Raw genomic sequence first — 23,970 nt, 5'->3', positions numbered from 1 at the left:
CAGCGGATAACGCGGGTTAGCGCCGGTGCACTGGTCATCGAAGGCATCTTCAGACAGTTTGTCAACGTGTGCCAGGAAGTCAGCTTCCTGTACGCCTGCTTCACGGATAGACTTAGGAATGCCCAGCTCAGCTTTAATGCTTTCCAGCCATGCCAGCAGTTTTTCAATCTTAGCGGCGGTACGGTCGCCCGGCGCGCTCAGGCCCAGGTGGTCAGCAATTTCAGCGTAACGACGGCGTGCCTGCGGACGATCGTACTGGCTGAAAGCGGTCTGCTTGGTCGGGTTGTCATTCGCGTTGTAGCGGATAACGTTACAAATCAGCAGGGCGTTCGCCAGACCGTGCGGAATGTGGAACTGAGAGCCCAGTTTGTGCGCCATGGAGTGACATACACCGAGGAAGGCGTTGGCAAACGCGATACCGGCGATAGTCGCTGCACTGTGAACACGTTCACGCGCAACCGGGTTTCTAGACCCTTCGTGGTAAGACGTCGGCAGGTTTTCTTTCAGCAGTTTCAGGGCCTGCAGAGCCTGACCGTCAGAGAACTCAGAAGCCAGTACGGAAACGTAAGCTTCCAGGGCGTGAGTTACCGCATCCAGACCACCGAACGCACACAGGGACTTCGGCATATCCATCACCAGGTTGGCATCGACAATCGCCATATCCGGGGTCAGGGCATAGTCAGCCAGCGGATATTTCTGACCGGTTGCATCGTCGGTCACAACCGCAAACGGTGTGACTTCAGAACCGGTACCGGAAGTGGTGGTGACGGCGATCATTTTCGCTTTCACGCCCATTTTCGGGAACTTGTAGATACGTTTACGGATGTCCATAAAGCGCAGCGCCAGTTCTTCGAAGTGAGTTTCCGGGTGTTCGTACATGACCCACATGATTTTCGCGGCGTCCATCGGGGAACCGCCGCCCAGCGCGATGATCACGTCTGGTTTGAAGGAGTTAGCCAGCTCAGCGCCTTTGCGAACAACGGAAAGCGTCGGGTCGGCTTCAACTTCGAAGAAGACTTCAGTTTCAACGCCAGCCGCTTTCAGCACAGAGGTGATCTGGTCTGCGTAGCCGTTGTTGAACAGGAAGCGGTCAGTCACGATGAGCGCACGTTTGTGGCCATCAGTAATCACTTCATCCAGCGCGATGGGCAGAGAGCCACGGCGGAAGTAGATAGATTTCGGAAGTTTGTGCCACAACATGTTTTCAGCTCGCTTAGCAACGGTTTTCTTGTTGATCAGGTGTTTCGGACCAACGTTTTCAGAGATGGAGTTACCACCCCAGGAACCACAACCCAACGTCAGGGAAGGTGCGAGTTTGAAGTTGTACAGGTCACCGATACCACCCTGAGAGGCCGGGGTGTTGATCAGGATACGCGCGGTTTTCATCATCTGACCGAAGTAAGCAACGCGTTCTGGCTGGTTATCCTGGTCAGTGTACAGGCAGGAGGTGTGACCGATACCGCCCATAGCGACCAGTTTTTCTGCTTTTTCTACCGCTTCTTCGAAATCTTTCGCACGATACATCGCCAGAGTCGGAGACAGTTTTTCGTGTGCGAACGGTTCGCTTTCGTCAACGACCGTAACTTCACCGATCAGAATCTTGGTGGTTTCTGGTACGGAGAAGCCTGCCAGTTCAGCAATTTTGTAGGCTGGCTGACCGACGATAGCTGCGTTCAGAGCGCCATTTTTCAGGATAACGTTTTGAACCGCTTTCAGCTCCTGGCCCTGCAGCATGTAGCCGCCGTGGCTGGCGAAACGTTCGCGAACGGCATCATAGACGGAATCAACAACGACAACAGACTGTTCAGAAGCACAGATTACGCCGTTATCAAAGGTTTTAGACATCAGAACAGACGCCACAGCGCGTTTGATATCAGCGGTTTCATCAATGACAACCGGGGTGTTACCTGCGCCTACGCCGATTGCCGGTTTACCGGAGCTGTATGCAGCTTTAACCATGCCTGGACCGCCAGTGGCGAGGATCAGGTTAATATCCGGGTGGTGCATCAGCGCATTAGACAGTTCTACGGAAGGTTGATCGATCCAGCCAATCAGATCTTTCGGCGCGCCGGCAGCGATAGCCGCTTGCAGAACGATGTCTGCCGCTTTGTTGGTTGCCTCTTTAGCGCGCGGATGCGGAGAAAAGATGATGGCGTTACGGGTCTTCAGGCTAATCAGCGATTTGAAGATCGCGGTAGAGGTCGGGTTAGTGGTTGGAACGATACCGCAAATAATGCCGATAGGTTCAGCAATGGTGATGGTCCCGAAGGTGTCGTCTTCAGACAGCACGCCGCAGGTTTTTTCATCTTTATAGGCATTGTAAATATATTCAGAAGCGAAGTGGTTTTTAATCACTTTGTCTTCCACGATACCCATACCGGATTCGGCGACGGCCATTTTGGCCAGCGGAATGCGGGCATCAGCGGCAGCCAGAGCGGCGGCGCGGAAGATTTTGTCGACCTGTTCTTGAGTGAAACTGGCATATTCACGCTGGGCTTTTTTTACACGCTCTACGAGTGCGTTAAGTTCAGCGACATTAGTAACAGCCATAATGCTCTCCTGATAATGTTAAACTTTTTTAGTAAATCATCTGCGCGATACGTGAGTATAGACAGATCGACGATACTTTGTATAAATGCCTGAAATTCAGGTGGTTACTTAACGTCCGTTTCGCTCTGATTTACTAAAAGAGCTTCTGCGTTAGTATCATTTAACTCTAACGCGTTACGTCCAGGTGGCGTAAGCAAGATTACTCACTTCTGAGTAGCGATTGTGTGATCTAAATCAAGATTACGCAAAGCTGACACCTTTCAGCAGGCCATTTTAGCCTTTTATGTAAATTGTTAAGAAATCGTTGTCATGAAGAGTAAGTGGATTAGCATAACGAGTACATATAAATAACAGCGATGAATGGATGAAATTAGGTGTAGATAAGAGGTGAACTATGCGAATAAAAGGCGTATCTTCTGCGCGTTTTGATCATTAACGAACATTGACTTCATCCGGCTAACGCTTCGGAGCTAACCGTGATTCAACCGCTTTTTGATTTTCCTGTTTACTTTAAGTTCTTTATCGGGCTCTTTGCGCTGGTTAACCCGGTGGGGATTATTCCCGTTTTCATCAGCATGACCAGCTACCAGACGGCCACGGCGCGTAATAAAACTAACCTCACCGCGAATCTGTCGGTCGCGATTATCTTGTGGAGTTCCTTATTCCTCGGCGATGGCATCCTGCAGCTGTTTGGTATTTCTATTGATTCGTTCAGAATTGCGGGCGGTATCCTGGTTGTCACCATTGCAATGTCGATGATCAGCGGGAAGCTGGGGGAAGATAAACAAAACAAGCAAGAAAAGTCAGAGACGGCCATACGCGAGAGCATTGGCGTTGTGCCGTTAGCGCTGCCGTTAATGGCGGGGCCAGGGGCGATCAGCTCCACTATCGTCTGGGGGACGCGTTATCACAGCATCGCGCATTTGCTTGGTTTTTCAGTTGCCATTGCGCTTTTTGCGCTTTGCTGCTGGGGCGTGTTCCGTATGGCGCCGTGGCTGGTTCGTTTGCTGGGGCAAACCGGTATCAACGTTATTACCCGAATCATGGGGTTGTTGTTAATGGCGCTCGGCATCGAATTTATTGTCACAGGAATAAAAGGCATTTTCCCCGGCTTGCTCAACTAAACTCCCACCTGCTGATTTACAGGCGGCGCCCTAAGGGGCCGCCTTGTGACATTCCCACGTAACACTTCTTACTTTGATAAGCATTCAGCGTTTAAATGATAAAAAATACTAATATAATCTAACGCTATTTATTTTTATTAATCAAACTATTATCAACATTACTGAGACCGTGAGAAGCGGTAGGTCTGTTATTTTATTCACACCATACTCTGGGGCTTGATGAAGGATTATTGAAATGTTATTAGTTGTTTCAGCTCCATCGTAGATGAATGTGCTAAATAATGAGCATTTGTTAAATTTGTGTGTGTTTTCTGGCGCAGGCATAACCTACGATGCGACAGAGAGATATTTTTCTTTCAACTTATTGATTATAAAGAATAAATCAAAGATTTTTAACATTGTTTAACTGTTTTTTTGGGCAGGGATTTTTCCATAAAAGAGAATTGGTTAACAAAATTGTAAAATGAATTGGCGGTTCAGAAACGCATTTGATACTTTTCGGCCAAACATTTTGCAGAAGATTTCACATTGTTGATAACTATTTTCATTTAGATGGTTGTCAGAAATAACATGCGACGTGGGTGGGTACGTCGTATACCGAATCGACGAAAGGCGATCGAACGAATCGTCAGAATAAATAAAGTCGGTGATAGCAAAAGCAGTGACAGACCTGGCAGTACACCACCAGTGCTGTACAGGAACCCTGACGGGATTAAACAGGCTGGTAAAAACCAGTAATTATAATGAGTGGAGTACAAACACAATGTCTAACATCACGAAAAAAAGTTTGATTGCAGCGGGAATACTCACTGCGCTCATCGCCGCCAGCGCCGCGACTGCGGCAGACGTGCCCGCCGGCGTTCAGTTAGCCGACAAGCAAACGTTGGTACGTAATAACGGATCAGAAGTGCAGTCTCTCGACCCGCATAAAATTGAAGGCGTGCCGGAATCGAACGTCAGCCGTGACCTCTTCGAAGGCTTATTAATTAGTGATGTCGAGGGGCATCCTTCACCGGGCGTCGCGGAAAAATGGGAAAATAAAGATTTTAAAGTCTGGACATTCCATCTACGTGAAAATGCGAAATGGTCAGATGGTACGCCCGTCACCGCCCATGATTTCGTTTATAGCTGGCAACGCCTGGCCGATCCTAATACGGCATCGCCGTACGCCAGCTATCTGCAATACGGTCATATCGCTAATATCGATGACATTATCGCCGGTAAAAAAACCGCCACCGATCTGGGGGTAAAAGCGCTTGATGATCACACCTTTGAAGTGACCTTAAGTGAGCCGGTGCCTTATTTCTACAAATTGTTGGTCCACCCTTCAGTGTCGCCTGTACCGAAATCGGCGGTCGAAAAATTTGGCGATAAATGGACGCAACCGGCCAATATTGTCACTAACGGCGCTTATAAGTTAAAAAACTGGGTGGTGAACGAACGTATCGTGCTGGAGCGTAACCCGCAATACTGGGATAACGCCAAAACCGTCATCAATCAGGTAACTTATTTGCCTATCTCTTCGGAGGTGACGGATGTGAACCGCTACCGCAGCGGCGAGATCGATATGACTTATAACAATATGCCGATCGAATTATTCCAGAAACTGAAGAAAGAGATCCCGAATGAAGTCCGCGTAGACCCTTATTTGTGTACCTATTATTACGAAATTAATAATCAAAAAGCGCCGTTTAACGATGTCCGCGTGCGTACCGCGCTGAAACTGGCGTTAGATCGCGACATTATTGTTAATAAGGTTAAAAATCAGGGCGATTTACCCGCTTATAGCTACACGCCGCCGTATACCGATGGCGCAAAACTGGTGGAGCCTGAGTGGTTCAAATGGTCCCAGCAAAAGCGTAATGAAGAAGCGAAGAAATTGTTGGCTGAAGCCGGCTTTACGGCGGATAAGCCCTTAACATTCGACCTGCTGTATAACACCTCCGATCTACATAAAAAACTGGCCATTGCCGTGGCGTCTATCTGGAAGAAAAATCTGGGCGTCAATGTGAATCTGGAGAATCAGGAATGGAAAACCTTCCTGGATACCCGTCATCAGGGCACCTTTGATGTCGCCAGAGCCGGGTGGTGCGCAGATTATAATGAACCGACCTCGTTCCTGAATACCATGTTGTCCGACAGTTCAAATAACACCGCGCATTATAAGAGCCCGGCGTTTGATAAGCTGATTGCCGACACGCTGAAAGTGGCGGACGATACGCAGCGCAGCGAACTCTATGCTAAAGCGGAGCAGCAGTTAGATAAAGACTCGGCTATTGTGCCGGTGTATTACTACGTTAACGCGCGCCTGGTGAAACCCTGGGTGGGCGGGTATACCGGTAAAGACCCGCTGGATAATATTTATGTGAAAAACTTATATATTATCAAACATTAATGGCAAGACATGGGACAACTGCGGTTGTCCCATGGTGTCTTTTTTCATCGCACTATAACTTTCCCTGGCGGATCTGTTTGTCATGTCCGGGAAGTAAAGGCACAGGCCAGAAGGTACGGGCAATGTTGAAATTTATTTTACGCCGCTGTCTGGAAGCGATTCCGACGCTGTTTATTCTTATTACCATCTCTTTCTTTATGATGCGCCTCGCGCCGGGTAGCCCTTTTACCGGCGAGCGCGCATTGCCGCCGGAAGTGCTGGCCAATATTGAAGCAAAATATCATCTGAACGATCCCATCATGACGCAATACTTCAGCTACCTGAAGCAGCTGGCGCATGGCGATTTTGGACCATCGTTTAAATACAAAGATTACACGGTCAACGATCTGGTTGCCGCCAGCTTCCCCGTTTCGGCGAAACTTGGCGCCGCCGCTTTTTTGCTGGCGGTCATTATTGGTGTCAGCGCTGGCGTGATTGCCGCGCTAAAGCAAAATACGCGATGGGATTATACGGTGATGGGATTTGCCATGACCGGCGTCGTTATCCCCAGTTTTGTGGTAGCGCCGCTACTGGTGATGGTCTTTGCGATAACCTTGCAATGGTTGCCTGGCGGCGGCTGGAACGGCGGGGCGTTAAAATTTATGATCCTGCCGATGGTCGCGCTTTCACTGGCCTATATTGCCAGCATCGCTCGTATTACGCGCGGCTCAATGATTGAAGTTCTGCATTCGAACTTTATTCGTACCGCGCGGGCAAAAGGATTACCGATGCGCAGAATCATCTTCCGCCATGCGTTAAAACCTGCGCTGCTGCCGGTTTTATCCTATATGGGGCCAGCCTTTGTCGGCATTATTACCGGCTCAATGGTGATTGAAACTATTTATGGCTTACCGGGCATTGGGCAGCTTTTCGTTAATGGCGCGCTCAACCGCGATTACTCGCTGGTGTTAAGTTTGACCATTTTAGTCGGGGCGCTGACCATATTGTTTAACGCCATTGTCGATGTGCTCTATGCCGTTATCGACCCGAAAATTCGCTATTGATACTGGAGCTCGCGATGATGTTAAGTAAGAAAAACAGCGAGACGCTGGAAAATTTCAGTGAAAAGCTGGAGGTGGAAGGTCGCAGCCTTTGGCAAGATGCCCGTCGGCGCTTTATGCATAACCGTGCGGCGGTGGCCAGTCTTATTGTCCTGTTTCTGATAGCCCTATTCGTGACAGTAGCGCCTATGCTGTCGCAATTTACCTATTTCGATACCGACTGGGGCATGATGTCCAGCGCGCCGGATATGGCGTCCGGCCACTATTTCGGCACTGACTCTTCCGGGCGCGATCTGTTGGTGCGCGTTGCCATCGGCGGGCGTATCTCATTAATGGTCGGGATTGCCGCCGCGCTGGTGGCGGTCATTGTCGGAACGCTGTATGGCTCGCTGTCCGGCTATCTGGGCGGCAAAATTGATTCTGTGATGATGCGGTTGTTGGAGATCCTCAACTCATTCCCGTTTATGTTCTTTGTGATTTTGCTGGTGACGTTTTTTGGGCAGAACATTCTGTTGATTTTCGTCGCCATCGGCATGGTCTCCTGGCTTGATATGGCGCGTATCGTGCGTGGCCAAACCCTAAGTCTTAAACGTAAAGAGTTCATCGAAGCCGCGCAGGTGGGAGGTGTGTCGACCGCCAGCATTGTGATCCGCCATATTGTGCCTAACGTCCTGGGCGTAGTGGTAGTGTATGCATCGTTGCTGGTGCCCAGCATGATTCTGTTTGAGTCTTTCCTCAGTTTCCTGGGGCTTGGGACGCAGGAACCGTTAAGCAGTTGGGGAGCGTTGTTGAGCGATGGCGCAAATTCAATGGAAGTCTCACCGTGGCTGCTGCTGTTTCCGGCTGGCTTTCTCGTGGTGACGTTATTCTGTTTTAACTTTATTGGCGATGGCCTGCGTGATGCCCTCGACCCGAAAGATCGTTAAGGAGTACAGCCATGAGCTTATCAGAAACCGCAACTCAGGCGCCGCAACCGGCGAATGTACTGCTGGAGGTAAACGATCTTCGTGTTACGTTCGCTACGCCTGATGGCGATGTGACGGCGGTCAACGATCTGAACTTTACGCTTCGCGCTGGAGAAACGTTAGGTATTGTTGGTGAGTCTGGATCGGGGAAATCGCAAACGGCGTTCGCATTAATGGGACTGCTGGCGACGAATGGTCGAATCGGCGGTTCTGCGACCTTCAACGGACGTGAAATTCTTAATCTACCTGAGCGCGAACTGAATACGCTGCGCGCAGAACAGATTTCGATGATTTTTCAGGACCCGATGACCTCGCTAAATCCTTATATGCGCGTTGGGGAGCAGTTAATGGAAGTCCTGATGCTGCATAAAGGGATGAGCAAAGCGGAAGCTTTTGAAGAGTCCGTCAGAATGCTGGATGCCGTAAAAATGCCGGAAGCGCGCAAACGGATGAAAATGTACCCGCACGAATTTTCCGGCGGAATGCGTCAACGTGTGATGATTGCGATGGCGCTGTTGTGCAGGCCGAAACTGCTTATTGCCGATGAGCCTACCACCGCGCTTGATGTTACCGTGCAGGCGCAGATTATGACCTTGCTTAATGAGCTAAAGCGCGAATTTAATACCGCCATTATCATGATTACCCACGATCTGGGCGTGGTCGCGGGTATTTGCGATAAGGTCCTGGTAATGTATGCCGGGCGTACCATGGAATACGGTAAGGCGCGCGATGTTTTTTATCAGCCCGTCCATCCGTATTCGATAGGCCTGCTTAATGCGGTGCCGCGTCTGGATAGCGAGGGGGCGGAAATGCTGACGATTCCGGGCAATCCTCCCAATTTATTGCGTTTGCCTAAAGGGTGTCCGTTCCAGCCGCGTTGTCCTCATGCGATGGAGATCTGCAATAATGCGCCGCCACTTGAAGCGTTCAGTCCTGGTCGCTTGCGCGCCTGTTTTAAACCGGTGGAGGAACTGCTATGAATGCTGTGATTGAACAACGTAAAGTTCTCCTCGAAATCGCCGATCTGAAAGTACATTTTGATATCAAAGAAGGGAAGCAGTGGTTCTGGCAACCGCCGAAAACTCTGAAAGCGGTGGACGGCGTTACGCTACGCCTGTATGAAGGCGAAACGCTGGGCGTGGTGGGCGAATCCGGCTGCGGCAAGTCGACGTTTGCGCGCGCCATTATTGGTCTGGTGAAGGCGACAGACGGTAAAGTCGCCTGGCTGGGAAAAGATCTGTTGGGCATGAAAGCGGATGAGTGGCGCGAGGTGCGCAGCGATATCCAGATGATTTTCCAGGACCCGCTGGCGTCACTCAACCCGCGAATGACGATTGGCGAAATTATCGCGGAACCGCTGCGCACTTATCATCCTAAACTTTCGCGCCAGGACGTGCGTGACCGCGTGAAAGCCATGATGCTGAAAGTGGGGCTGCTGCCGAATCTCATCAACCGTTATCCCCATGAATTTTCCGGGGGGCAGTGCCAGCGCATCGGTATCGCCCGGGCATTGATCCTGGAACCTAAGCTCATTATTTGCGATGAGCCGGTGTCGGCGCTGGACGTTTCTATTCAGGCGCAGGTGGTGAATTTGCTCCAGCAGTTACAGCGAGAGATGGGGCTGTCGTTGATTTTTATTGCGCACGACCTGGCGGTCGTAAAGCACATATCCGATCGTGTCCTGGTGATGTATCTCGGTCATGCAGTAGAATTGGGCACCTATGATGAGGTGTACCATAATCCACTGCATCCTTATACCAAAGCGCTGATGTCGGCGGTACCGATTCCCGATCCCGATCTGGAGCGAAATAAGAAGATACAATTGCTGGAGGGCGAATTACCTTCGCCCATTAACCCGCCTTCCGGCTGCGTGTTCCGTACACGCTGTCCGCTAGCCGGGCCAGAATGCGCGCAAACGCGACCGGTGCTGGAAGGAAGTTTTCGCCATGCCGTTTCCTGCCTTAAAGTAGACCCGTTATAATCGCAAGGGCTGACAATTCGTCAGCCCTTCTTTTAGGTGAGGTTACCGTGTCACTTTCTTTGTCGTCGGTTCGCCGTCGTCTTTATCATAATCTGTTCGATTTGACTACGCGCTCAGGTCGCCGTTTTGAAGGGTTATGCGCGCTGTTTGCGCTGCTTAGCGTACTGGTCATTTTTGTTGAATCAGGCGTAGGAACGGAATATCACCTGACATTTGATGAATGGCATATTTTTGTCTGGCTGGAGCTCTGCGTTACCCTGATATTTACCGGTGAATACTTGCTCAGACTGTTTAGCTGGCCCGAACCGGCAAAATACGTTTTTAGTTTCTGGGGATTTATTGATCTGGTGACGATTTTGCCGCTGTACGTCATGTGGCTGTGGCCGGAAATTAGCCTGAACTATATGTTTGCCTGGCGTGCTATGCGAGCGATTCGCGTGCTGCGTATTCTTAAACTGCTACGCTTTATGCCATCCCTGCGCGTATTCTGGAGCGCCATTATTAGCGCGCGTCATCAGCTTATTCTGTTCTATTCATTTATTGCGATCGTGATGATTATTTTCGGTGCCCTGATGTATCTTATTGAAGGACCGAAATATGGCTTCACGACGCTTAATGCCTCGGTGTATTGGGCGATAGTGACAGTCACAACCGTGGGGTACGGTGATATTACGCCGCATACGCCGCTGGGACGTATTGTCGCGTCGGTGCTTATTTTGATTGGCTATTCGGTGATTGCGATTCCTACAGGACTGATTACCACGCACATGAGCAGCGCGTTTCAAAAACGTCACTGGCAGCGAAAATGTCCGCAGTGCCAGCAAAGCCAGCATGAACATAGCGCGCAATATTGTAACCGATGCGGCAGTAAGCTACCGGATTAAACAGGCTTGCCGGAGGGCGCAATCAGACGCCATCCGGCCTGAACCGCTTATTCGCGCCAGAGAATATGGCACAGCTTGTGGTCCTTTTCCCGGCACAGCAGAACGCGGGCGAAAATGTCGTTAATTTCGCCGTCTTCGGTATCCGCCAGGCCAATTACCACCTCGGCAAAAAAGTCTGGATTCAGGTCAAAATCGACGTGCTCTTGCCAGTCTTCAGCGGGATCAAACAACTCCGCGCCGCCGCGCTCCTCGAATTGCAAATTGAACAGAATGATATCAGCCGGATCAAGATTATCCGCCGCCAGCTCAAGAAAAATATCGTAAGCCTGCTCAAGCGTTTCGTCTTCAGTCAGGCGATTGTTCAGATCCATTTCCATAGTGACTACCTGTTTACTCATGTTGGTCACGTTTTACAGCAATGGACTAAAGAAGTAAAACAATCGCTCGGTAATACGCTGCCATAACGGACGTTTTACCCACAAACGCGCATCTAACAGGCGGGAGCGCGAAATATAATCGTCCTGTACCGCAGCCAGATCGGCGCCGAAACCCGTATCATCAATGACCAGCGTAATCTCGAAATTAAGCCACAGGCTACGCATGTCGAGATTCACGGTACCGACCAGGCTCAGTTCGCCATCGACCAGCACGCTTTTGGTATGTAACAGCCCGCCTTCGAACTGATAGATTTTCACGCCCGCCGCCAGTAACTCGCTGAAAAAGGCGCGACTGGCCCAGCCGACGAGCAGTGAATCATTTTTACGGGGCAGGATAATACTGACATCCACGCCGCGCTGCGCAGCGGTACAAATGGCGTGCAGCAGATCGTCGCTGGGGACGAAATATGGCGTGGTCATAATTAAATATTCGCGCGCAGCATAGGTGGCGGTTAATAGTGCCTGGTGAATGAGATCTTCCGGAAAACCAGGACCGGAAGCAATGGTATGAATGGTATGCCCGCTGGCCTGCTCAAACGGCATAATATTCACGTCCGGCGGGGGAGGCAGAATGCGTTTACCCGTCTCGATTTCCCAATCGCAGGAGTAAACAATCCCCATTGCTGTCGCCACGGGGCCCTCCATCCGCGCCATCAAATCGACCCATTGCCCAACGCCGGCATCCTGTTTGAAAAAACGCGGGTCCACCATATTCATACTGCCGGTATAGGCAATGTAATTGTCAATCATCACCATTTTACGGTGCTGGCGAAGATCCATACGGCGTAAAAAGACGCGCATCAGATTCACCTTCAGCGCCTCTACGACTTCAATGCCAGCGTTACGCATCATGGCCGCCCAGGGGCTGCGGAAGAAAGCGACGCTACCCGCGGAGTCCAGCATAAGCCGGCAATGGATGCCGCGGCGGGCGGCGGCCATTAGCGATTCAGCGACCTGATCCGCCATGCCGCCTGGCTGCCAGATGTAAAACACCATTTCGATATTATGCCGCGCCAGTTGGATATCGCGAATAAGCGCCTGCATGACATCATCGGAGTCGGTAAGCAATTGCAACTGGTTGCCTTTGACGCCCGCAATCCCCTGACGTCGTTCGCACAGCTTAAACAAGGACGATGCGACGCTACTGTTTTCTTGCGCGAAAATGTGTTTGCAGGCTTTGAGGTCATTCAACCATTTGGCGGTAGACGGCCACATGGCGCGGGCACGCTCGGCGCGACGTTTGCCTAAATGCAATTCGCCCACGGACAAATAGGCGATGATCCCGACCAGCGGAAGGATATAGATGATTAACAACCAGGCCATTGCGGAGGGAACTGCGCGCCGTTTCATTAGAATACGTAATGTGACGCCGGCAATGAGAACCCAGTATCCCAAAATGACCAGCCAACTCACCACGGTGTAGAAGGTTGTCATAACTTTAAAAATCCTTTAGAAAGCGTGTTGTTAAGAGTTTACGCGTCAGGATTCACATGGCAAATAAAAACACGGGAAAAGCGCTGGTCTGCATCCGGCGAGGGGGTATAATGGCGCTTCTGTTACAGTGAGAGTCGTAAACATGAAGCGTAGTAGAACGGAAGTGGGGCGCTGGCGAATGCTACGTCAGGCGAGCCGCCGTAAAGCGCGTTGGCTTGAAGGGCAATCACGCCGTAATATGCGTATCCATACCATCAGGAAATGCATCTTTAATCGTCAGCGTAATTCATTACTCTTTGCGATTCACGGTGTGTGAGCCAGAAAGGGCACCGTATGCGGTGCCCAACAGGCTATACTTTTCAAAAGATCTTCTTATACGGTTTGACCGAAACCTGCGCATAGACGCCCGCTGCGACGTAGGGATCCGCATCAGCCCAGGATTGCGCTGCTTCTAAAGATTCAAATTCAGCAATCACCGTTGACCCGGTAAATCCGGCTACCCCAGGATCGTTACTGTCCACTGCGGGCATCGGCCCGGCAGTTAATAATCGCCCTTCATCATGCAGAAGTTGCAGGCGCGCCAGATGCGCGGGCCGTACCGAGAGGCGTTTTTCAAGCGAGTTGGCATTATCCTGAGCGTAAATAACATACAGCACGGGTAGAGCTCCTTAATCGGTAAAAGTTGCTGATTACGTTATTGGAAAGGGCATTTAACTGCAATGTAAAGATACCGACTTTGTTAAACATGCACATTTTGTGTGGTGTTTTTGTGCGATATCATCTTTTAAATGCCGCTATCGGCAATGCCTTATTGAATATGATTGCTATTTGCATTTAAAATTCAGCTCTGGTTTTTCAACTGAAACGATTATGACTTCAATGACCCTTGATTTACCTCGTCGCTTTCCCTGGCCGACACTCCTTTCCGTAGGCATTCATGGTGCTGTAGTGGCAGGTTTGCTCTATACCTCGGTACATCAGGTTATTGAATTGCCTGCGCCAGCGCAGCCTATCACGGTGACAATGGTTTCACCCGCCGACCTGGAGCCGCCCCAGGCGGTTCAGCCGCCGCCGGAGCCGGTGGTTGAACCCGAACCGGAGCCAGAGCCGATCCCTGAACCGCCTAAAGAAGCGCCCGTGGTGATTGAAAAACCCAAACCTAAGCCAAAACCCAAGCCAAAACCGAAACCGGAACCGGTGAAAAAGGTTGAAGAGCAGCCGAAGCGCGAAGTCAAACCGGCCGCGCCGCGTCCTGCCTCACCGTTTGAAAATAGCGCCCCGGCGCGGCCAACAAGCAGCACCGCGTCAGCGACCAGCAAGCTGGCGGTGAGCGTGCCCACTGGACCTCGCGCTCTGAGCCGTAACCAGCCGCAGTATCCGGCGCGAGCACAGGCGTTACGTATTGAAGGCCGCGTAAAGGTGAAGTTTGACGTGACCTCTGCTGGGCGAGTGGAAAATGTACAGATTCTATCCGCGCAGCCAGCCAATATGTTTGAGCGTGAAGTTAAGAATGCGATGCGAAAATGGCGCTATGAAGCAGGCAAGCCGGGTTCCGGGCTGGTGGTCAATATTATCTTCCGTCTGAACGGTACGGCGCAGATTGAGTAATCTCTGGCGCCGCCAGCCAGGAATATACCATCACCTGCTGGCGGCGTAAGCGGGTATACTTAACCCTGAACCGGGAGCGGGCGAGGTTTACCGTCCGGATCGACGGCAACATAAATAAACAGCGCCTCGGTGGCCTTGTAGCGCTGTCCAATCGGTTCTGACGCGACTTTTTTCACCCAGACTTCAATATTGATGCTAATAGACGTCGTACCGCGTTTAACGCAGCGCGCGTAGCAGCATACGACATCGCCAACCGCGACGGGGCGCAGAAATGTCATTCCTTCCACGCGTACGGTTACAACCCGACCGTGCGCGATCTCTTTGGCCAGTATCGCGCCGCCAATATCCATTTGTGACATCAGCCAGCCGCCAAAAATATCGCCGTTCGCATTGGTATCGGCAGGCATGGCCAATGTACGTAAAACCAGCTCGCCCTGAGGAGTATTATCCATTGTTGTCATTGTAAAACCGACTATCAGAAAAAATTACAGCCGCGATGCTACTATGAATTTTGTGTGGAGAATAGTGGGAATAAAGGTACTGACGGGAAAGCGCAGGGCGTAAAGGCGAAGAAAATATCGCCAGGCGTTCGCAGTCTGGCGATGATAAGTCACGGGAGGGTTATGATTTATCTTCCTGTGGCAGATGCCGGTAGATATAGACGCCGCTCAGCAGGGTAAAAATGAGCGTCAGCGCCGTGAGTCCAAAGACCTTAAAGTTGACCCAGATATTTTGCGGCAACCAGAAGGCGATATAAATGTTAGCCAGACCGCACGCAATAAAAAACAGCGCCCACGCCAGGTTCAGCTTTGACCAGACCTGCTGCGGCAACGCCAGTTCTTTACCTAACATACGTTGGATTAACGGTTTTTTCATCACCCACTGGCTTATTAACAGCGCGCCGGCGAACAGCGCATAAATAACCGTCACCTTCCATTTAATAAATTCATCGTTATGGAAGAAGAGCGTCAGACCGCCGAAGACGGCAACCAGAACAAAGGTAATCAGCGCCATCTTCTCTATTTTCCGATAGCGCACCCAGCTATAAATCAGCACGATTGCCGTCGCGACAATCAGTGCGGAGGTCGCCGCATAGATGTCATAAAGTTTATAAAACGCAAAAAAGACAACCAGCGGTAAAAAATCCAGAAACTGCTTCATTCTTCGATTCCATCATCAACGAGCGTCGAATGCGCCGCGTAACGGCGCATTGCGGATTATTGGCGAATCAACATATACAGGCGGAATAAGTAGATAAGCAATACTGCGGAAATCAGATTGCTCAACGTATTCGCCAGTACAGCGCCTACATTTGGGGTCAGTACAGCGAAGCTGGGCGCGAACAGCAATAGCAATGTTTTAGCCAGTAACCAGCCTATCACCGCAGGCGCGACCAGTCTCATGTTAGCCCAGGCTAAACGCATACTGCTGCGCATTGCGGCAAACACGCCCATTTTCTCTTCAACCAACATCACTGGCGCAAGCGCCAGCACAATGGCCATAATAATCCCCGGAACGACAATCAGCATTATACCGATTTGCACTAACAGGGTAGTCAGAAAAATAAGAATAAACAGTTTAGGCAATGCAGGGGCGCTGGCGCCGATAGCGCGCAGCGCGCTAACCCGATGTCCCGCTGAAACTAACTGAATCATCAGGATGATACCGCCGGCCAGAATAGCGTTGCCGATAAGCCCGGAAAACGTCGAGGCGGCAGAGGCGCGCAACAGGATCTGTTGCTGCTCCGGCGTCATATTTTGTACCAGCTCAAACAGGCCAGCGCTGCCTGCCAGATGTTCTCCTTCACTGAGTTGCGCGATTTGCGCATCGCTGGGTGAAAAGGCATGACCTAAGACCACCGTGATAAATGCGCACAGCAACGAAACCAGCAAGATAGTAATAAATTGATTTCGGAAAAAATTTCCGGCGTCACGGTAAACGGACTTCGCCGTGATAGACATGCACTCTCCTTGAGTTTTGCAGGTGTTAATTTGCGGGCAATTGTACCCTGGATAACTCTACAGTGGCAGCATCAGCAGTTGTATGGAAAAGCATATCTTTGTAAAGCGGCGGTAATCCGTATCGCGCGCGGGCGCGATTACACGCCTCATTCACTTCGCCTCCTTCGCCCGATATCGAAAATTCGCGACAGGTTGAAGGGCGGTTTTCATAAATAGCGCAACTGACGTTTTCACCCGGCGTGCCAATTAGCGCTTTACAGTGCGGCTGTTTTTGGTTGGTACCGGCCATACAACGTAAAAAAGGGGTAACAGGCTCGGTTAATGACGCCGGAACGCGTCCGCTGGCATCGTCGCCTTCAGCCCAATAAAAGGAGACACGAAAATAGGCACAACAGGCACCGCATGTCATGCATGGGTTAAGAACGCTCATGATTCACCTGCAAAAAACTCACGTATCAATAGATTACAACGGAAATTAATCTGTCCCGCAGTGTTCGCGAATCTTACCGCCACGCGCCATTGCGGGACATTGATTACCTTAGCCAGCCTTTATCGCCAGGGCAACAGGAGCAGACAAATATTTGCATAGCGTGAATATGTCAAAATTGATCTGAATTCCTATAACCAGGATTTTCAATACAAGTTCTAAATTAATCTGGATCAATAAATGTTAAATTATAAGAACAAATGTGATCTGTGTTAGATCACTTATTACTTCATTGTGGGTATATTCATCACGCTTTTATAACCATAACGATGGAGCGGGTATGAAAAAATTTACAGTGGCGGCACTGGCGTTAACAACTCTTCTCTCAGGCAGCGCGTTCGCGCACGAAGCCGGAGAATTCTTTATGCGTGCAGGTCCGGCAACCGTCAGACCTACAGAAGGGGCGGGTGGTACGCTGGGGCATTTAAACGGGTTTGATGTGAGTAATAACACGCAACTCGGCCTGACATTCACTTACATGGCGACGGACAATATCGGGGTTGAATTGCTGGCGGCTACGCCGTTCCGCCATAAGGTGGGTACGGGCGCGACGGGCGATATCGCCACGGTCCACCTGTTACCTCCAACGTTAATGGCGCAGTGGTACTTCGGCGATTCCAGCAGCAAAGTGCGTCCTTATGTCGGCGTGGGGGTGAACTACACCACCTTCTTCGATAACGACTTTAACGATAATGGTAAAAAGACCGGGCTGTCCGATCTGAGCTTTAAGGATTCCTGGGGCGCGGCAGGGCAAGTTGGGGTAGATTACCTGATTAACCGCGACTGGTTAATTGGCGCCTCTGTCTGGTACATGGATATTGATACTACCGCCAATTATAAAATGGGCGGCGTGCAGCAGCATGACAGCGTGCGTCTGGACCCATGGGTATTTATGTTCTCGGCAGGCTATCGTTTCTAATCGCGTGATGTTGTGACGAAAAAAGACCCCGCCAGGCGGGGTCAAAAAAGGACATGACACACGGATTTTACTTGTCGGAACTCACTTGTCTTCTTTCGGTTCGCCGCAGCCTAGTTCTGCGCCAGTGAGAGGATCAACGGTGGGGTCCGATTTCGTTCTTTCTGCCATCGCTTTGAGCAGCGCCAACTGCTCGCGCGGCAATTTCACTGTCGCCAGGCCATCGCCGCCATCAACAGCAGGCATCGGTTCTGCGACATAGTTGAAGTTCTCATCGCTATTCCAGCTACCTCGCGGATCGTCGCCTTGCGACATGTTGTAGTACACGTCGGTATACTGTTCTACCGGCGGTAATTTACCCGGCGGGAAGTTGTTACGAATCGAATACAGCGCCTTTTCAAAAGAGAGCTGGTGCGCGACTTCACGGGTCATTAAGAAACTGAGCGTGTCTTTTACGCCAGGATCGTCGGTCAGATTAATCAGGCGTTCATAAATGATCTTCGCTCGCGCCTCTGCCGCGATGTTTGAGCGTAGATCGGCTGTGACTTCGCCGATAGTATCAATATAAGCCGCGGTCCACGGTACGCCGCCGGAGTTCGTCAACGCCGGGCCGCCGCCATACAGCAGAGAGGTGATATGGCTGTCATTACCATTCTGCGTCAGCGAGCGATAAAGTTCCGCTTCGCTTTCGGTACCTTCCGCCAGCTCGCCTTTAGCGCCTTTATTAAGCATTCCTACCAGTGAGCCGATAATTTCCAGATGACTCAGCTCCTCGGTGGCGATGTCCATTAACATCTCTCTACGACCGGCATCATCATCGCTTAAACCTTGCGTGAAGTAGCGGCAGGCGGCCGCCAGTTCGCCCTGCGGGCCGCCAAACTGTTCCAGCAGCAGGTTCGCTAATCCAGGATTAGGTTCGCTCACTCGCACAGTATATTGAAGTTGTTTTACGTGTCGAAACATATTGCCTCCTGCTTATTATTTATTTTTTGGCTTCAACGCCATCTGCTTCAGATCGCAGTAAAAATTGTTCCGTTGTCTGCGGAATATGTTTGATAAGCCAGTCAGCCATTTGCATTTCTTCTTTCAGAATGGCTTCAATCGTTGGAATTGAGGCAGTGTCACCAGCTTTTTTTGCCGCCGCCAGCAGGGAGGTATAACAAGCAATTTCGAACTGCTCGAAAACATAACCGCTAATTGAGCCTTTGACAATTTCATCGGAAGGGAACATGCCACCGATAGATTGCCCCATTGCTGCCATTTTACTCATGGAGTCTTTCAACACCGAACGGGAAATGCCATTACGGTCCAACACTTCTTCGAGCATGGTAATTTGATGTTTGGTTTCACTAATATGTTGTTCAATTCTGGCTTTTATATCAGGATAATTTTCAATACGGCTGGCCATAGATTCAAGCATCGATTCTGCCTGTTTTTCCATGGCATGGGCGTCACGAAGCCAGTCATGATAATGTTCAGTATAATTCATTTTACATTCCTCAATGCGTGATAATCTGCTCCGATAATAAAATCGGAATCATGCAAGCTGATAATTAAAAATATTATTTCGATTTGCGTTCAGCACTTTTATTAACATTGCTGACTGCTAAATCGGTAAGTTTTAAATCAGTTTGTTTTTCCTCGTCGAGGGTTTCTTTGAGCAGTTTTAATGCCTTGCTATAGCTGAGCTGCTCGGCCAGGGTGGCTAGCGTGCCGTAGCTGGCGATTTCGTAATGCTCGACTTTTTGCGCCGCGGCGATAAGCGCTGCATCGCGTACTTCGTTTTTCTCCGTACTTTCGATGACTTCATTGGCTTCTTCAATCAGCCCTTCCATAGCGACGCATTTCATTCTTTTCAGTTTAATGCCAGATTCAGATTCGACGATCTGATCAATACGTTCAATCTGACCCTGGGTTTCTTCAAGATGAGATTGAAAGGCCTGGCTTAATTTTTCATTGGACGTGGCTCTGGCAAGTTTAGGAAGAGCCTTGGTTAATTGTTTTTCTGCACTATAGGTATCTGAAAGTAGATGGATAAAAAGGTCTTCAACGGTTTTGATATTCATAAATCTAATTCTCCTGGGCAAAATACTGCGAGCCAGAAGACTCGCAGATTGCTTGATAAAAGCATGTGTTATATTTACATTACAGTAAATCAGGAATTATCGGATTTACGTCCGCCGTGACTATTCTGACCACCTTTTTTACCGGCTTCAGAAGCTCGTTGCGGATCGTTTTTGAAATTCCCGCCGCTATGCTGACCGCCTTTGCGGCCCGCTTCAGATGCTTTTTCACGATTCTCGGCGAAATTTCCTGAACCACCACGATGTTCGGCCATATTATTTCTCCTGTCTCGTTGCTTGCTGAAAAAATCGGTTTTAACCGTGTCGACACCCTATTAAAATTAGTTGGTTAAACCGATTAGTCAAATTGACGGAAATAGTTGTGATTTACCGCGTAAATAACGCACAAAAAATGGTTTAGAGATAATATATTCTATATTTTCTTTTAGAATAAGCGATTTAACAGAAAATGCTTTGCATTGCTATTAATAACAAGCGTCACTATCTGCGGCCATAGAAACGTTAATGCATTGTTTATTGACATTTCTTTACATAAAGGCGGGGGAAATTGACGTGAAAACGCTAAATTTTTCGGCGTGATTAGGAGTTTTCTTAGCAAAAATTGACTTCAGACTTTTTGAAAGCTGGACGGGGAATAACACCAAAAAGATTGATGATGTACGCCTGAATCGTGATTCTGGTTTGGCGCCAACCTCTCATTAAGCCGCCAGCGTTATGCTGACGGCTTAACCCGTTATGCGCGGCTGGCGGCTTTCATCGCTGAGACAAAGGACCTGAGCTCCGCCAACATCTGTTCGGGAGACGCGTGGTTTTTCTCGATAATCTTGACAATGGCTGAGCCGGAGATAGCGCCAGCCGCCCCGGCACGCACGGCCGCAGACACCTGTTCCGGAGAGGAGATACCGAAGCCCTGTAACGCAGGCGCGGCATGGTACTCTTTAAGCTTCTCAATGAGATGATGCAACGGCAATGCGCCACGGTTTTCCGCGCCGGTGACGCCCGAACGCGAAAGCAGGTAGGTATAACCGCGGCCGTAAGATGCGACCTGGCGCAGAAGATCGTCATCCGCATTTGGCGGGCAGATGAAGATCGGCGCGATATTATGCCGTAACGCCGCCTGGCGGAAGGGGGCCGATTCTTCAACCGGGACATCTGCGACCAGTACGGAATCTACGCCAACCTGTTCACAACGGGCATAGAACGCATCTATGCCGTTATTGAACACCAGATTCGCGTACATTAGCAGGCCAATCGGAATGGTCGGGTGTTTTTCACGAATCAGCGCCAGCATTTCAAAACACTGAGCCGGCGTGACGCCAGCGGCGAAGGCGCGTAAGTTCGCATTCTGGATGGTAGGGCCATCGGCCAGCGGATCGGAGAAGGGAACCCCCAGTTCCAGAGCGTCGGCGCCAGCGTCAATCAGTGTGTCGATAATTTTCAGTGACTGTTCAATGCCAGGGTCGCCCAGAGTTACGAAGGGGACAAAAGCGCCTTCCCGGCGATCGTTGAGCTGTGCAAATAAATTTTCGTAGCGTTCCATCAGATTTCCCCTCGCGCTTTCAGGATATCGTGTACGGTAAAGATGTCTTTATCTCCGCGGCCAGAGAGATTGACCACCAGCAGTTGCTCTTTTTCCGGCTGCTCGCGCATCATTTTCAGAGCGTGCGCCAACGCGTGGGAGGATTCCAGCGCCGGGATAATTCCCTCATGGAGGCACAACGTTTTGAAGGCTTCCAGCGCCTCATCATCGGTAATGGAGACATAATCCGCGCGTCCGATGCTGTTCAGGTACGCATGTTGCGGCCCAACGGATGGGAAATCGAGCCCGGCGGAAATGGAATAGGACTCTTCAATTTGCCCGTCTGCTGTTTGCATCATCGGCGCTTTCATCCCGAAATAGATGCCAACGCGACCATGTTTAAGCGGCGCGCCATGCTCGCCGGTTTCAATACCATGACCACCAGGTTCAACGCCTATTAGCCCGACGCTGGTATCATTAATAAAATCGGCAAACATCCCGATAGCGTTTGAGCCGCCACCGACGCAAGCGATAACGGCATCTGGCAGACGGCCCTCTTTGTCGAGGATTTGCGCTTTCGTCTCTTCGCCAATCATGCGCTGGAACTCGCGAACGATGGTGGGATAGGGATGCGGTCCTGCCGCCGTGCCGAGCATATAGTGCGCGGTTTCGTAACTACCGGACCAGTCGCGCAGCGCCTCGTTACAGGCATCTTTTAGCGTAGCGGAGCCGCTATGAACCGGGATAACCTCAGCGCCCATCAGACGCATACGGAAGACGTTCGGCGACTGGCGCTCAACGTCTTTGGCGCCCATATAGATACGGCATTTCAGACCCAGCAGGGCGCTGGCGAGCGCAGAGGCGACGCCGTGCTGGCCGGCGCCGGTTTCAGCGATAATCTCGCTTTTCCCCATCCGTTTGGCCAGCAGCGCCTGACCCAGTACCTGATTGGTTTTGTGCGCGCCGCCGTGCAGTAAATCTTCGCGCTTTAAATACAACGTGGTACGCGTACCGGCGGTAATGTTCTGGCATTTCGTCAGTGCGGTGGGGCGTCCCGCGTAGTTTTTTAGCAGATCGGCGAATTGCGCCTGAAATTCAGGATCTTTTTGCGCGCTGACGAAGGCCTCTTCAAGCTGGTTCAGCGCAGGCATCAGGATCTGCGGCACATACATGCCGCCGAATTCACCAAAGTAGGGATTGAGAAGTGTTGTCATGTTTTTTCCTTAATATGCGCGCAGTGTCTGAAAAACCGAGGCCAGAAGACGAGCATCTTTGATGCCCGGCTGTGACTCCACACCTGAATTAAAATCGAGACCGGCACAGCCGACTTGCGCCGCCTGGACGCAGTTATCGGCCGCCAGCCCGCCCGCCAGTAACACATCATCCAGCGGTTGCCCCTGTAGCAGTGACCAGTCGAAGCGCTGCCCGCTGCCGCCTTGCCCATTGTCGAAAATGTATTTATCGACATGGTGATAATCGCGTGCGGGAAGGGCATTGCTAACGCTCAGCGCCTTCCAGATTTGCACATTGCGCGGCAACGCCTCGCGCAGCGCGTTGACATACGCCTGGTCTTCGCTGCCATGTAGCTGTACGGCAGAAAGCGACAGGACGGCGGCTTTCTGGCAAACATCGGCGATATCAGCGTTCTGGAAAACGCCGACGTACTGTAATGGCGCGCCGCTTATCACTTCTCGCGCCTGCTCAACGCTAACCGCGCGCGGAGATGAGGGCACAAAAATCAACCCGCCATATATTGCGCCAGCGTCACAGGCCGCTTTAGCGTCCTGGGCGCGGGTCAGGCCGCAGACTTTATTTTCGCCAAGCAGCACGCGACGGACGGCGGCGTTAAGATCGTCATGCGCCATTAACGCGGAGCCAATTAAAAAACCGTTGGCGAAGTGGCTCAGTTCGCGTACCTGACCATAGGTGTTAATCCCGGACTCGCTGATGACAGTCACGCCGTGGCCCAGTTTTGGCGCCAGCTGGCGGGTGCGATTCAAATCAATCGACAGATCGCGCAGATCGCGATTGTTGATACCTACCACTTTTGCGCCTAACGCTATCGCGCGCTCCCGTTCTTCGTCATTACTGACCTCCGTGAGCACGCCCATTTTCAGACTGTGCGCGACGGCGGAGAGTTGGCGATACTGTTCGTCATCCAGAACCGAGAGCATCAGTAAACAGGCATCGGCCTGATAGTAACGGGCAAGGTAGATCTGATAGGGATCGATAATAAAATCCTTACACAGAATCGGCTGCGGCGCGCTTTGGCTAACGACCGGCAGAAAATCGAAGCTCCCCTGAAAATATTTTTCGTCGGTGAGCACCGAGATCGCCGAGGCGTAATGTTGATAAATACTGGCAATACGCGCCGGATCGAAATCATCGCGAATCACGCCTTTTGATGGCGATGCTTTCTTACACTCCAGAATAAAGGCGGTACGCGCGCCCTGGAGCGCATCATAAAAATGGCGTGTACTTGGCTGGATCTCATTTTGAAAGCTGGCCAGCGGCTGTTGCTGTTTGCGGGCTTCTACCCAAATCGCCTTGTCTGCGACGATTTTCGCTAAAACGGTTTGCATTAT

Annotated in this window: 25 protein-coding genes; 10 read left to right on the top strand and 15 right to left on the bottom strand. The window is 50.8% G+C overall.

What is annotated here, in order from left to right:
* A partial coding sequence (gene adhE, locus ABVN44_RS13235; protein ID WP_393942354.1) for a bifunctional acetaldehyde-CoA/alcohol dehydrogenase occupies positions 1 to 2,550 on the bottom strand: 2,550 nt, incomplete at its 3' end.
* A gap of 476 nt (positions 2,551 to 3,026) precedes the next feature.
* On the opposite strand from adhE, the gene ABVN44_RS13230 reads away from it, so the two are divergent.
* The 7 genes from ABVN44_RS13230 to ABVN44_RS13200 all read left to right on the top strand — a co-directional run bounded on the left by ABVN44_RS13230 (position 3,027) and on the right by ABVN44_RS13200 (position 10,939).
* On the top strand, positions 3,027 to 3,674 hold the full coding sequence (locus ABVN44_RS13230) for a YchE family NAAT transporter (protein ID WP_000615840.1): 648 nt from the start codon (positions 3,027 to 3,029) through the stop codon (positions 3,672 to 3,674).
* 763 nt (positions 3,675 to 4,437) lie between these two features.
* Positions 4,438 to 6,069: an oligopeptide ABC transporter substrate-binding protein OppA gene (gene oppA, locus ABVN44_RS13225; RefSeq protein ID WP_001748232.1), complete on the top strand. Its 1,632-nt coding sequence runs from the start codon at positions 4,438 to 4,440 to the stop codon at positions 6,067 to 6,069.
* A 122-nt stretch (positions 6,070 to 6,191) separates the two neighbouring features.
* Positions 6,192 to 7,112 (top strand): oligopeptide ABC transporter permease OppB, encoded by a 921-nt coding sequence (gene oppB, locus ABVN44_RS13220; protein WP_000911097.1) that lies wholly within the window; start codon positions 6,192 to 6,194, stop codon positions 7,110 to 7,112.
* A gap of 14 nt (positions 7,113 to 7,126) precedes the next feature.
* On the top strand, positions 7,127 to 8,035 hold the full coding sequence (oppC, locus tag ABVN44_RS13215; protein ID WP_000979653.1) for an oligopeptide ABC transporter permease OppC: 909 nt from the start codon (positions 7,127 to 7,129) through the stop codon (positions 8,033 to 8,035).
* A gap of 11 nt (positions 8,036 to 8,046) precedes the next feature.
* Positions 8,047 to 9,054 carry an ABC transporter ATP-binding protein gene (locus ABVN44_RS13210; protein ID WP_000058857.1) on the top strand — a complete coding sequence of 336 codons (1,008 nt, stop codon included), beginning with the start codon at positions 8,047 to 8,049 and terminating at the stop codon, positions 9,052 to 9,054.
* Complete coding sequence (gene oppF, locus ABVN44_RS13205) at positions 9,051 to 10,055, top strand: murein tripeptide/oligopeptide ABC transporter ATP-binding protein OppF (RefSeq protein WP_000994698.1); 1,005 nt, start codon at positions 9,051 to 9,053, stop codon at positions 10,053 to 10,055. Before ABVN44_RS13210 ends, oppF begins: the two co-directional genes overlap by 4 nt.
* A gap of 47 nt (positions 10,056 to 10,102) precedes the next feature.
* Positions 10,103 to 10,939 carry an ion transporter gene (locus ABVN44_RS13200; protein ID WP_000059074.1) on the top strand — a complete coding sequence of 279 codons (837 nt, stop codon included), beginning with the start codon at positions 10,103 to 10,105 and terminating at the stop codon, positions 10,937 to 10,939.
* Between the two features lie 47 nt (positions 10,940 to 10,986).
* Here ABVN44_RS13200 and ABVN44_RS13195 read toward each other — a convergent pair whose 3' ends face one another.
* Positions 10,987 to 11,316: an HI1450 family dsDNA-mimic protein gene (locus ABVN44_RS13195; RefSeq protein WP_000425070.1), complete on the bottom strand. Its 330-nt coding sequence runs from the start codon at positions 11,314 to 11,316 to the stop codon at positions 10,987 to 10,989.
* 33 nt (positions 11,317 to 11,349) lie between these two features.
* Complete coding sequence (cls, locus tag ABVN44_RS13190) at positions 11,350 to 12,810, bottom strand: cardiolipin synthase (protein WP_000206886.1); 1,461 nt, start codon at positions 12,808 to 12,810, stop codon at positions 11,350 to 11,352.
* A 142-nt stretch (positions 12,811 to 12,952) separates the two neighbouring features.
* Here cls and ABVN44_RS13185 point away from each other — a divergent pair, with 142 nt between their 5' ends.
* Entirely contained in the window at positions 12,953 to 13,126 is a 174-nt protein-coding gene (locus tag ABVN44_RS13185) for a YciY family protein (protein WP_001531561.1), read from the top strand.
* 43 nt (positions 13,127 to 13,169) lie between these two features.
* On the opposite strand, the gene ABVN44_RS13180 is transcribed toward ABVN44_RS13185, so the two are convergent.
* Positions 13,170 to 13,466, bottom strand: a complete 297-nt coding sequence (locus ABVN44_RS13180) for a YciI family protein (RefSeq protein WP_000967605.1) — start codon at positions 13,464 to 13,466, stop codon at positions 13,170 to 13,172.
* A gap of 223 nt (positions 13,467 to 13,689) precedes the next feature.
* Between ABVN44_RS13180 and tonB the strand changes: the two genes are divergently transcribed.
* Positions 13,690 to 14,418 (top strand): TonB system transport protein TonB, encoded by a 729-nt coding sequence (tonB, locus tag ABVN44_RS13175; RefSeq protein WP_023231906.1) that lies wholly within the window; start codon positions 13,690 to 13,692, stop codon positions 14,416 to 14,418.
* 59 nt (positions 14,419 to 14,477) lie between these two features.
* Here the strand turns inward: tonB and yciA are convergent, their stop codons facing one another.
* The 4 genes from yciA to ABVN44_RS13155 form a co-directional block, all read right to left on the bottom strand.
* On the bottom strand, positions 14,478 to 14,879 hold the full coding sequence (gene yciA / locus ABVN44_RS13170; protein WP_000210317.1) for an acyl-CoA thioester hydrolase YciA: 402 nt from the start codon (positions 14,877 to 14,879) through the stop codon (positions 14,478 to 14,480).
* A gap of 160 nt (positions 14,880 to 15,039) precedes the next feature.
* A complete protein-coding gene (locus tag ABVN44_RS13165) occupies positions 15,040 to 15,579 on the bottom strand; it encodes a septation protein A (protein WP_000808682.1) in 540 nt (179 codons plus the stop codon).
* 56 nt (positions 15,580 to 15,635) lie between these two features.
* Complete coding sequence (locus tag ABVN44_RS13160) at positions 15,636 to 16,379, bottom strand: YciC family protein (RefSeq protein ID WP_000028507.1); 744 nt, start codon at positions 16,377 to 16,379, stop codon at positions 15,636 to 15,638.
* 25 nt (positions 16,380 to 16,404) lie between these two features.
* The gene (locus ABVN44_RS13155) at positions 16,405 to 16,809 is read right to left on the bottom strand and encodes a YkgJ family cysteine cluster protein (RefSeq protein ID WP_000114955.1); all 405 of its coding nucleotides are present in this window, start codon (positions 16,807 to 16,809) and stop codon (positions 16,405 to 16,407) included.
* A gap of 337 nt (positions 16,810 to 17,146) precedes the next feature.
* On the opposite strand from ABVN44_RS13155, the gene ompW reads away from it, so the two are divergent.
* Entirely contained in the window at positions 17,147 to 17,785 is a 639-nt protein-coding gene (gene ompW / locus ABVN44_RS13150) for an outer membrane protein OmpW (RefSeq protein ID WP_000714798.1), read from the top strand.
* 81 nt (positions 17,786 to 17,866) lie between these two features.
* On the opposite strand, the gene ABVN44_RS13145 is transcribed toward ompW, so the two are convergent.
* From ABVN44_RS13145 to trpCF, 7 genes are all read right to left on the bottom strand, one after another.
* A complete protein-coding gene (locus ABVN44_RS13145) occupies positions 17,867 to 18,745 on the bottom strand; it encodes a manganese catalase family protein (RefSeq protein WP_000488353.1) in 879 nt (292 codons plus the stop codon).
* 19 nt (positions 18,746 to 18,764) lie between these two features.
* Positions 18,765 to 19,271 (bottom strand): ferritin-like domain-containing protein, encoded by a 507-nt coding sequence (locus ABVN44_RS13140; protein ID WP_001109977.1) that lies wholly within the window; start codon positions 19,269 to 19,271, stop codon positions 18,765 to 18,767.
* Positions 19,272 to 19,344: 73 nt separating this feature from the next.
* Positions 19,345 to 19,848, bottom strand: coding sequence for a ferritin-like domain-containing protein (locus ABVN44_RS13135; RefSeq protein WP_052908364.1), 504 nt, complete (start codon positions 19,846 to 19,848; stop codon positions 19,345 to 19,347).
* Between the two features lie 89 nt (positions 19,849 to 19,937).
* On the bottom strand, positions 19,938 to 20,120 hold the full coding sequence (locus ABVN44_RS13130) for a general stress protein (protein ID WP_000807657.1): 183 nt from the start codon (positions 20,118 to 20,120) through the stop codon (positions 19,938 to 19,940).
* Between the two features lie 479 nt (positions 20,121 to 20,599).
* Positions 20,600 to 21,406 (bottom strand): tryptophan synthase subunit alpha, encoded by an 807-nt coding sequence (gene trpA, locus ABVN44_RS13125; RefSeq protein WP_048348821.1) that lies wholly within the window; start codon positions 21,404 to 21,406, stop codon positions 20,600 to 20,602.
* Complete coding sequence (gene trpB, locus ABVN44_RS13120) at positions 21,406 to 22,599, bottom strand: tryptophan synthase subunit beta (protein ID WP_023232123.1); 1,194 nt, start codon at positions 22,597 to 22,599, stop codon at positions 21,406 to 21,408. The genes trpA and trpB overlap by 1 nt, the downstream gene beginning before the upstream one ends.
* A 9-nt stretch (positions 22,600 to 22,608) precedes the next feature.
* Positions 22,609 to 23,967 carry a bifunctional indole-3-glycerol-phosphate synthase TrpC/phosphoribosylanthranilate isomerase TrpF gene (gene trpCF, locus ABVN44_RS13115; RefSeq protein WP_023232124.1) on the bottom strand — a complete coding sequence of 453 codons (1,359 nt, stop codon included), beginning with the start codon at positions 23,965 to 23,967 and terminating at the stop codon, positions 22,609 to 22,611.
* Positions 23,968 to 23,970 lie beyond the last annotated feature (3 nt).

The organism is Salmonella sp. SJTUF15570 (assembly GCF_043357055.1).
Taxonomy (GTDB): domain Bacteria; phylum Pseudomonadota; class Gammaproteobacteria; order Enterobacterales; family Enterobacteriaceae; genus Salmonella; species Salmonella enterica.
The sequence above is the reverse complement of the archived record's forward strand: the minus strand, read 5'-3'. Positions and strand labels throughout refer to the sequence as shown.

Coding starts and splice junctions, on each gene's coding strand:
- oppB (WP_000911097.1), top strand. CDS start 6,192: ATGTTGAAATTTATTTTACGCCGCTGTCTGGAAGCGATTCCGACGCTG.
- ABVN44_RS13140 (WP_001109977.1), bottom strand. CDS start 19,271: ATGAATTATACTGAACATTATCATGACTGGCTTCGTGACGCCCATGCC.
- ABVN44_RS13155 (WP_000114955.1), bottom strand. CDS start 16,809: ATGAGCGTTCTTAACCCATGCATGACATGCGGTGCCTGTTGTGCCTAT.
- ABVN44_RS13145 (WP_000488353.1), bottom strand. CDS start 18,745: ATGTTTCGACACGTAAAACAACTTCAATATACTGTGCGAGTGAGCGAA.
- tonB (WP_023231906.1), top strand. CDS start 13,690: ATGACCCTTGATTTACCTCGTCGCTTTCCCTGGCCGACACTCCTTTCC.
- ABVN44_RS13210 (WP_000058857.1), top strand. CDS start 8,047: ATGAGCTTATCAGAAACCGCAACTCAGGCGCCGCAACCGGCGAATGTA.
- oppA (WP_001748232.1), top strand. CDS start 4,438: ATGTCTAACATCACGAAAAAAAGTTTGATTGCAGCGGGAATACTCACT.
- oppC (WP_000979653.1), top strand. CDS start 7,127: ATGATGTTAAGTAAGAAAAACAGCGAGACGCTGGAAAATTTCAGTGAA.
- trpB (WP_023232123.1), bottom strand. CDS start 22,599: ATGACAACACTTCTCAATCCCTACTTTGGTGAATTCGGCGGCATGTAT.
- ABVN44_RS13195 (WP_000425070.1), bottom strand. CDS start 11,316: ATGGAAATGGATCTGAACAATCGCCTGACTGAAGACGAAACGCTTGAG.
- ABVN44_RS13130 (WP_000807657.1), bottom strand. CDS start 20,120: ATGGCCGAACATCGTGGTGGTTCAGGAAATTTCGCCGAGAATCGTGAA.
- yciA (WP_000210317.1), bottom strand. CDS start 14,879: ATGACAACAATGGATAATACTCCTCAGGGCGAGCTGGTTTTACGTACA.
- cls (WP_000206886.1), bottom strand. CDS start 12,810: ATGACAACCTTCTACACCGTGGTGAGTTGGCTGGTCATTTTGGGATAC.
- ABVN44_RS13135 (WP_052908364.1), bottom strand. CDS start 19,848: ATGAATATCAAAACCGTTGAAGACCTTTTTATCCATCTACTTTCAGAT.
- ompW (WP_000714798.1), top strand. CDS start 17,147: ATGAAAAAATTTACAGTGGCGGCACTGGCGTTAACAACTCTTCTCTCA.
- trpA (WP_048348821.1), bottom strand. CDS start 21,406: ATGGAACGCTACGAAAATTTATTTGCACAGCTCAACGATCGCCGGGAA.
- ABVN44_RS13160 (WP_000028507.1), bottom strand. CDS start 16,379: ATGTCTATCACGGCGAAGTCCGTTTACCGTGACGCCGGAAATTTTTTC.
- trpCF (WP_023232124.1), bottom strand. CDS start 23,967: ATGCAAACCGTTTTAGCGAAAATCGTCGCAGACAAGGCGATTTGGGTA.
- ABVN44_RS13185 (WP_001531561.1), top strand. CDS start 12,953: ATGAAGCGTAGTAGAACGGAAGTGGGGCGCTGGCGAATGCTACGTCAG.
- ABVN44_RS13165 (WP_000808682.1), bottom strand. CDS start 15,579: ATGAAGCAGTTTCTGGATTTTTTACCGCTGGTTGTCTTTTTTGCGTTT.
- oppF (WP_000994698.1), top strand. CDS start 9,051: ATGAATGCTGTGATTGAACAACGTAAAGTTCTCCTCGAAATCGCCGAT.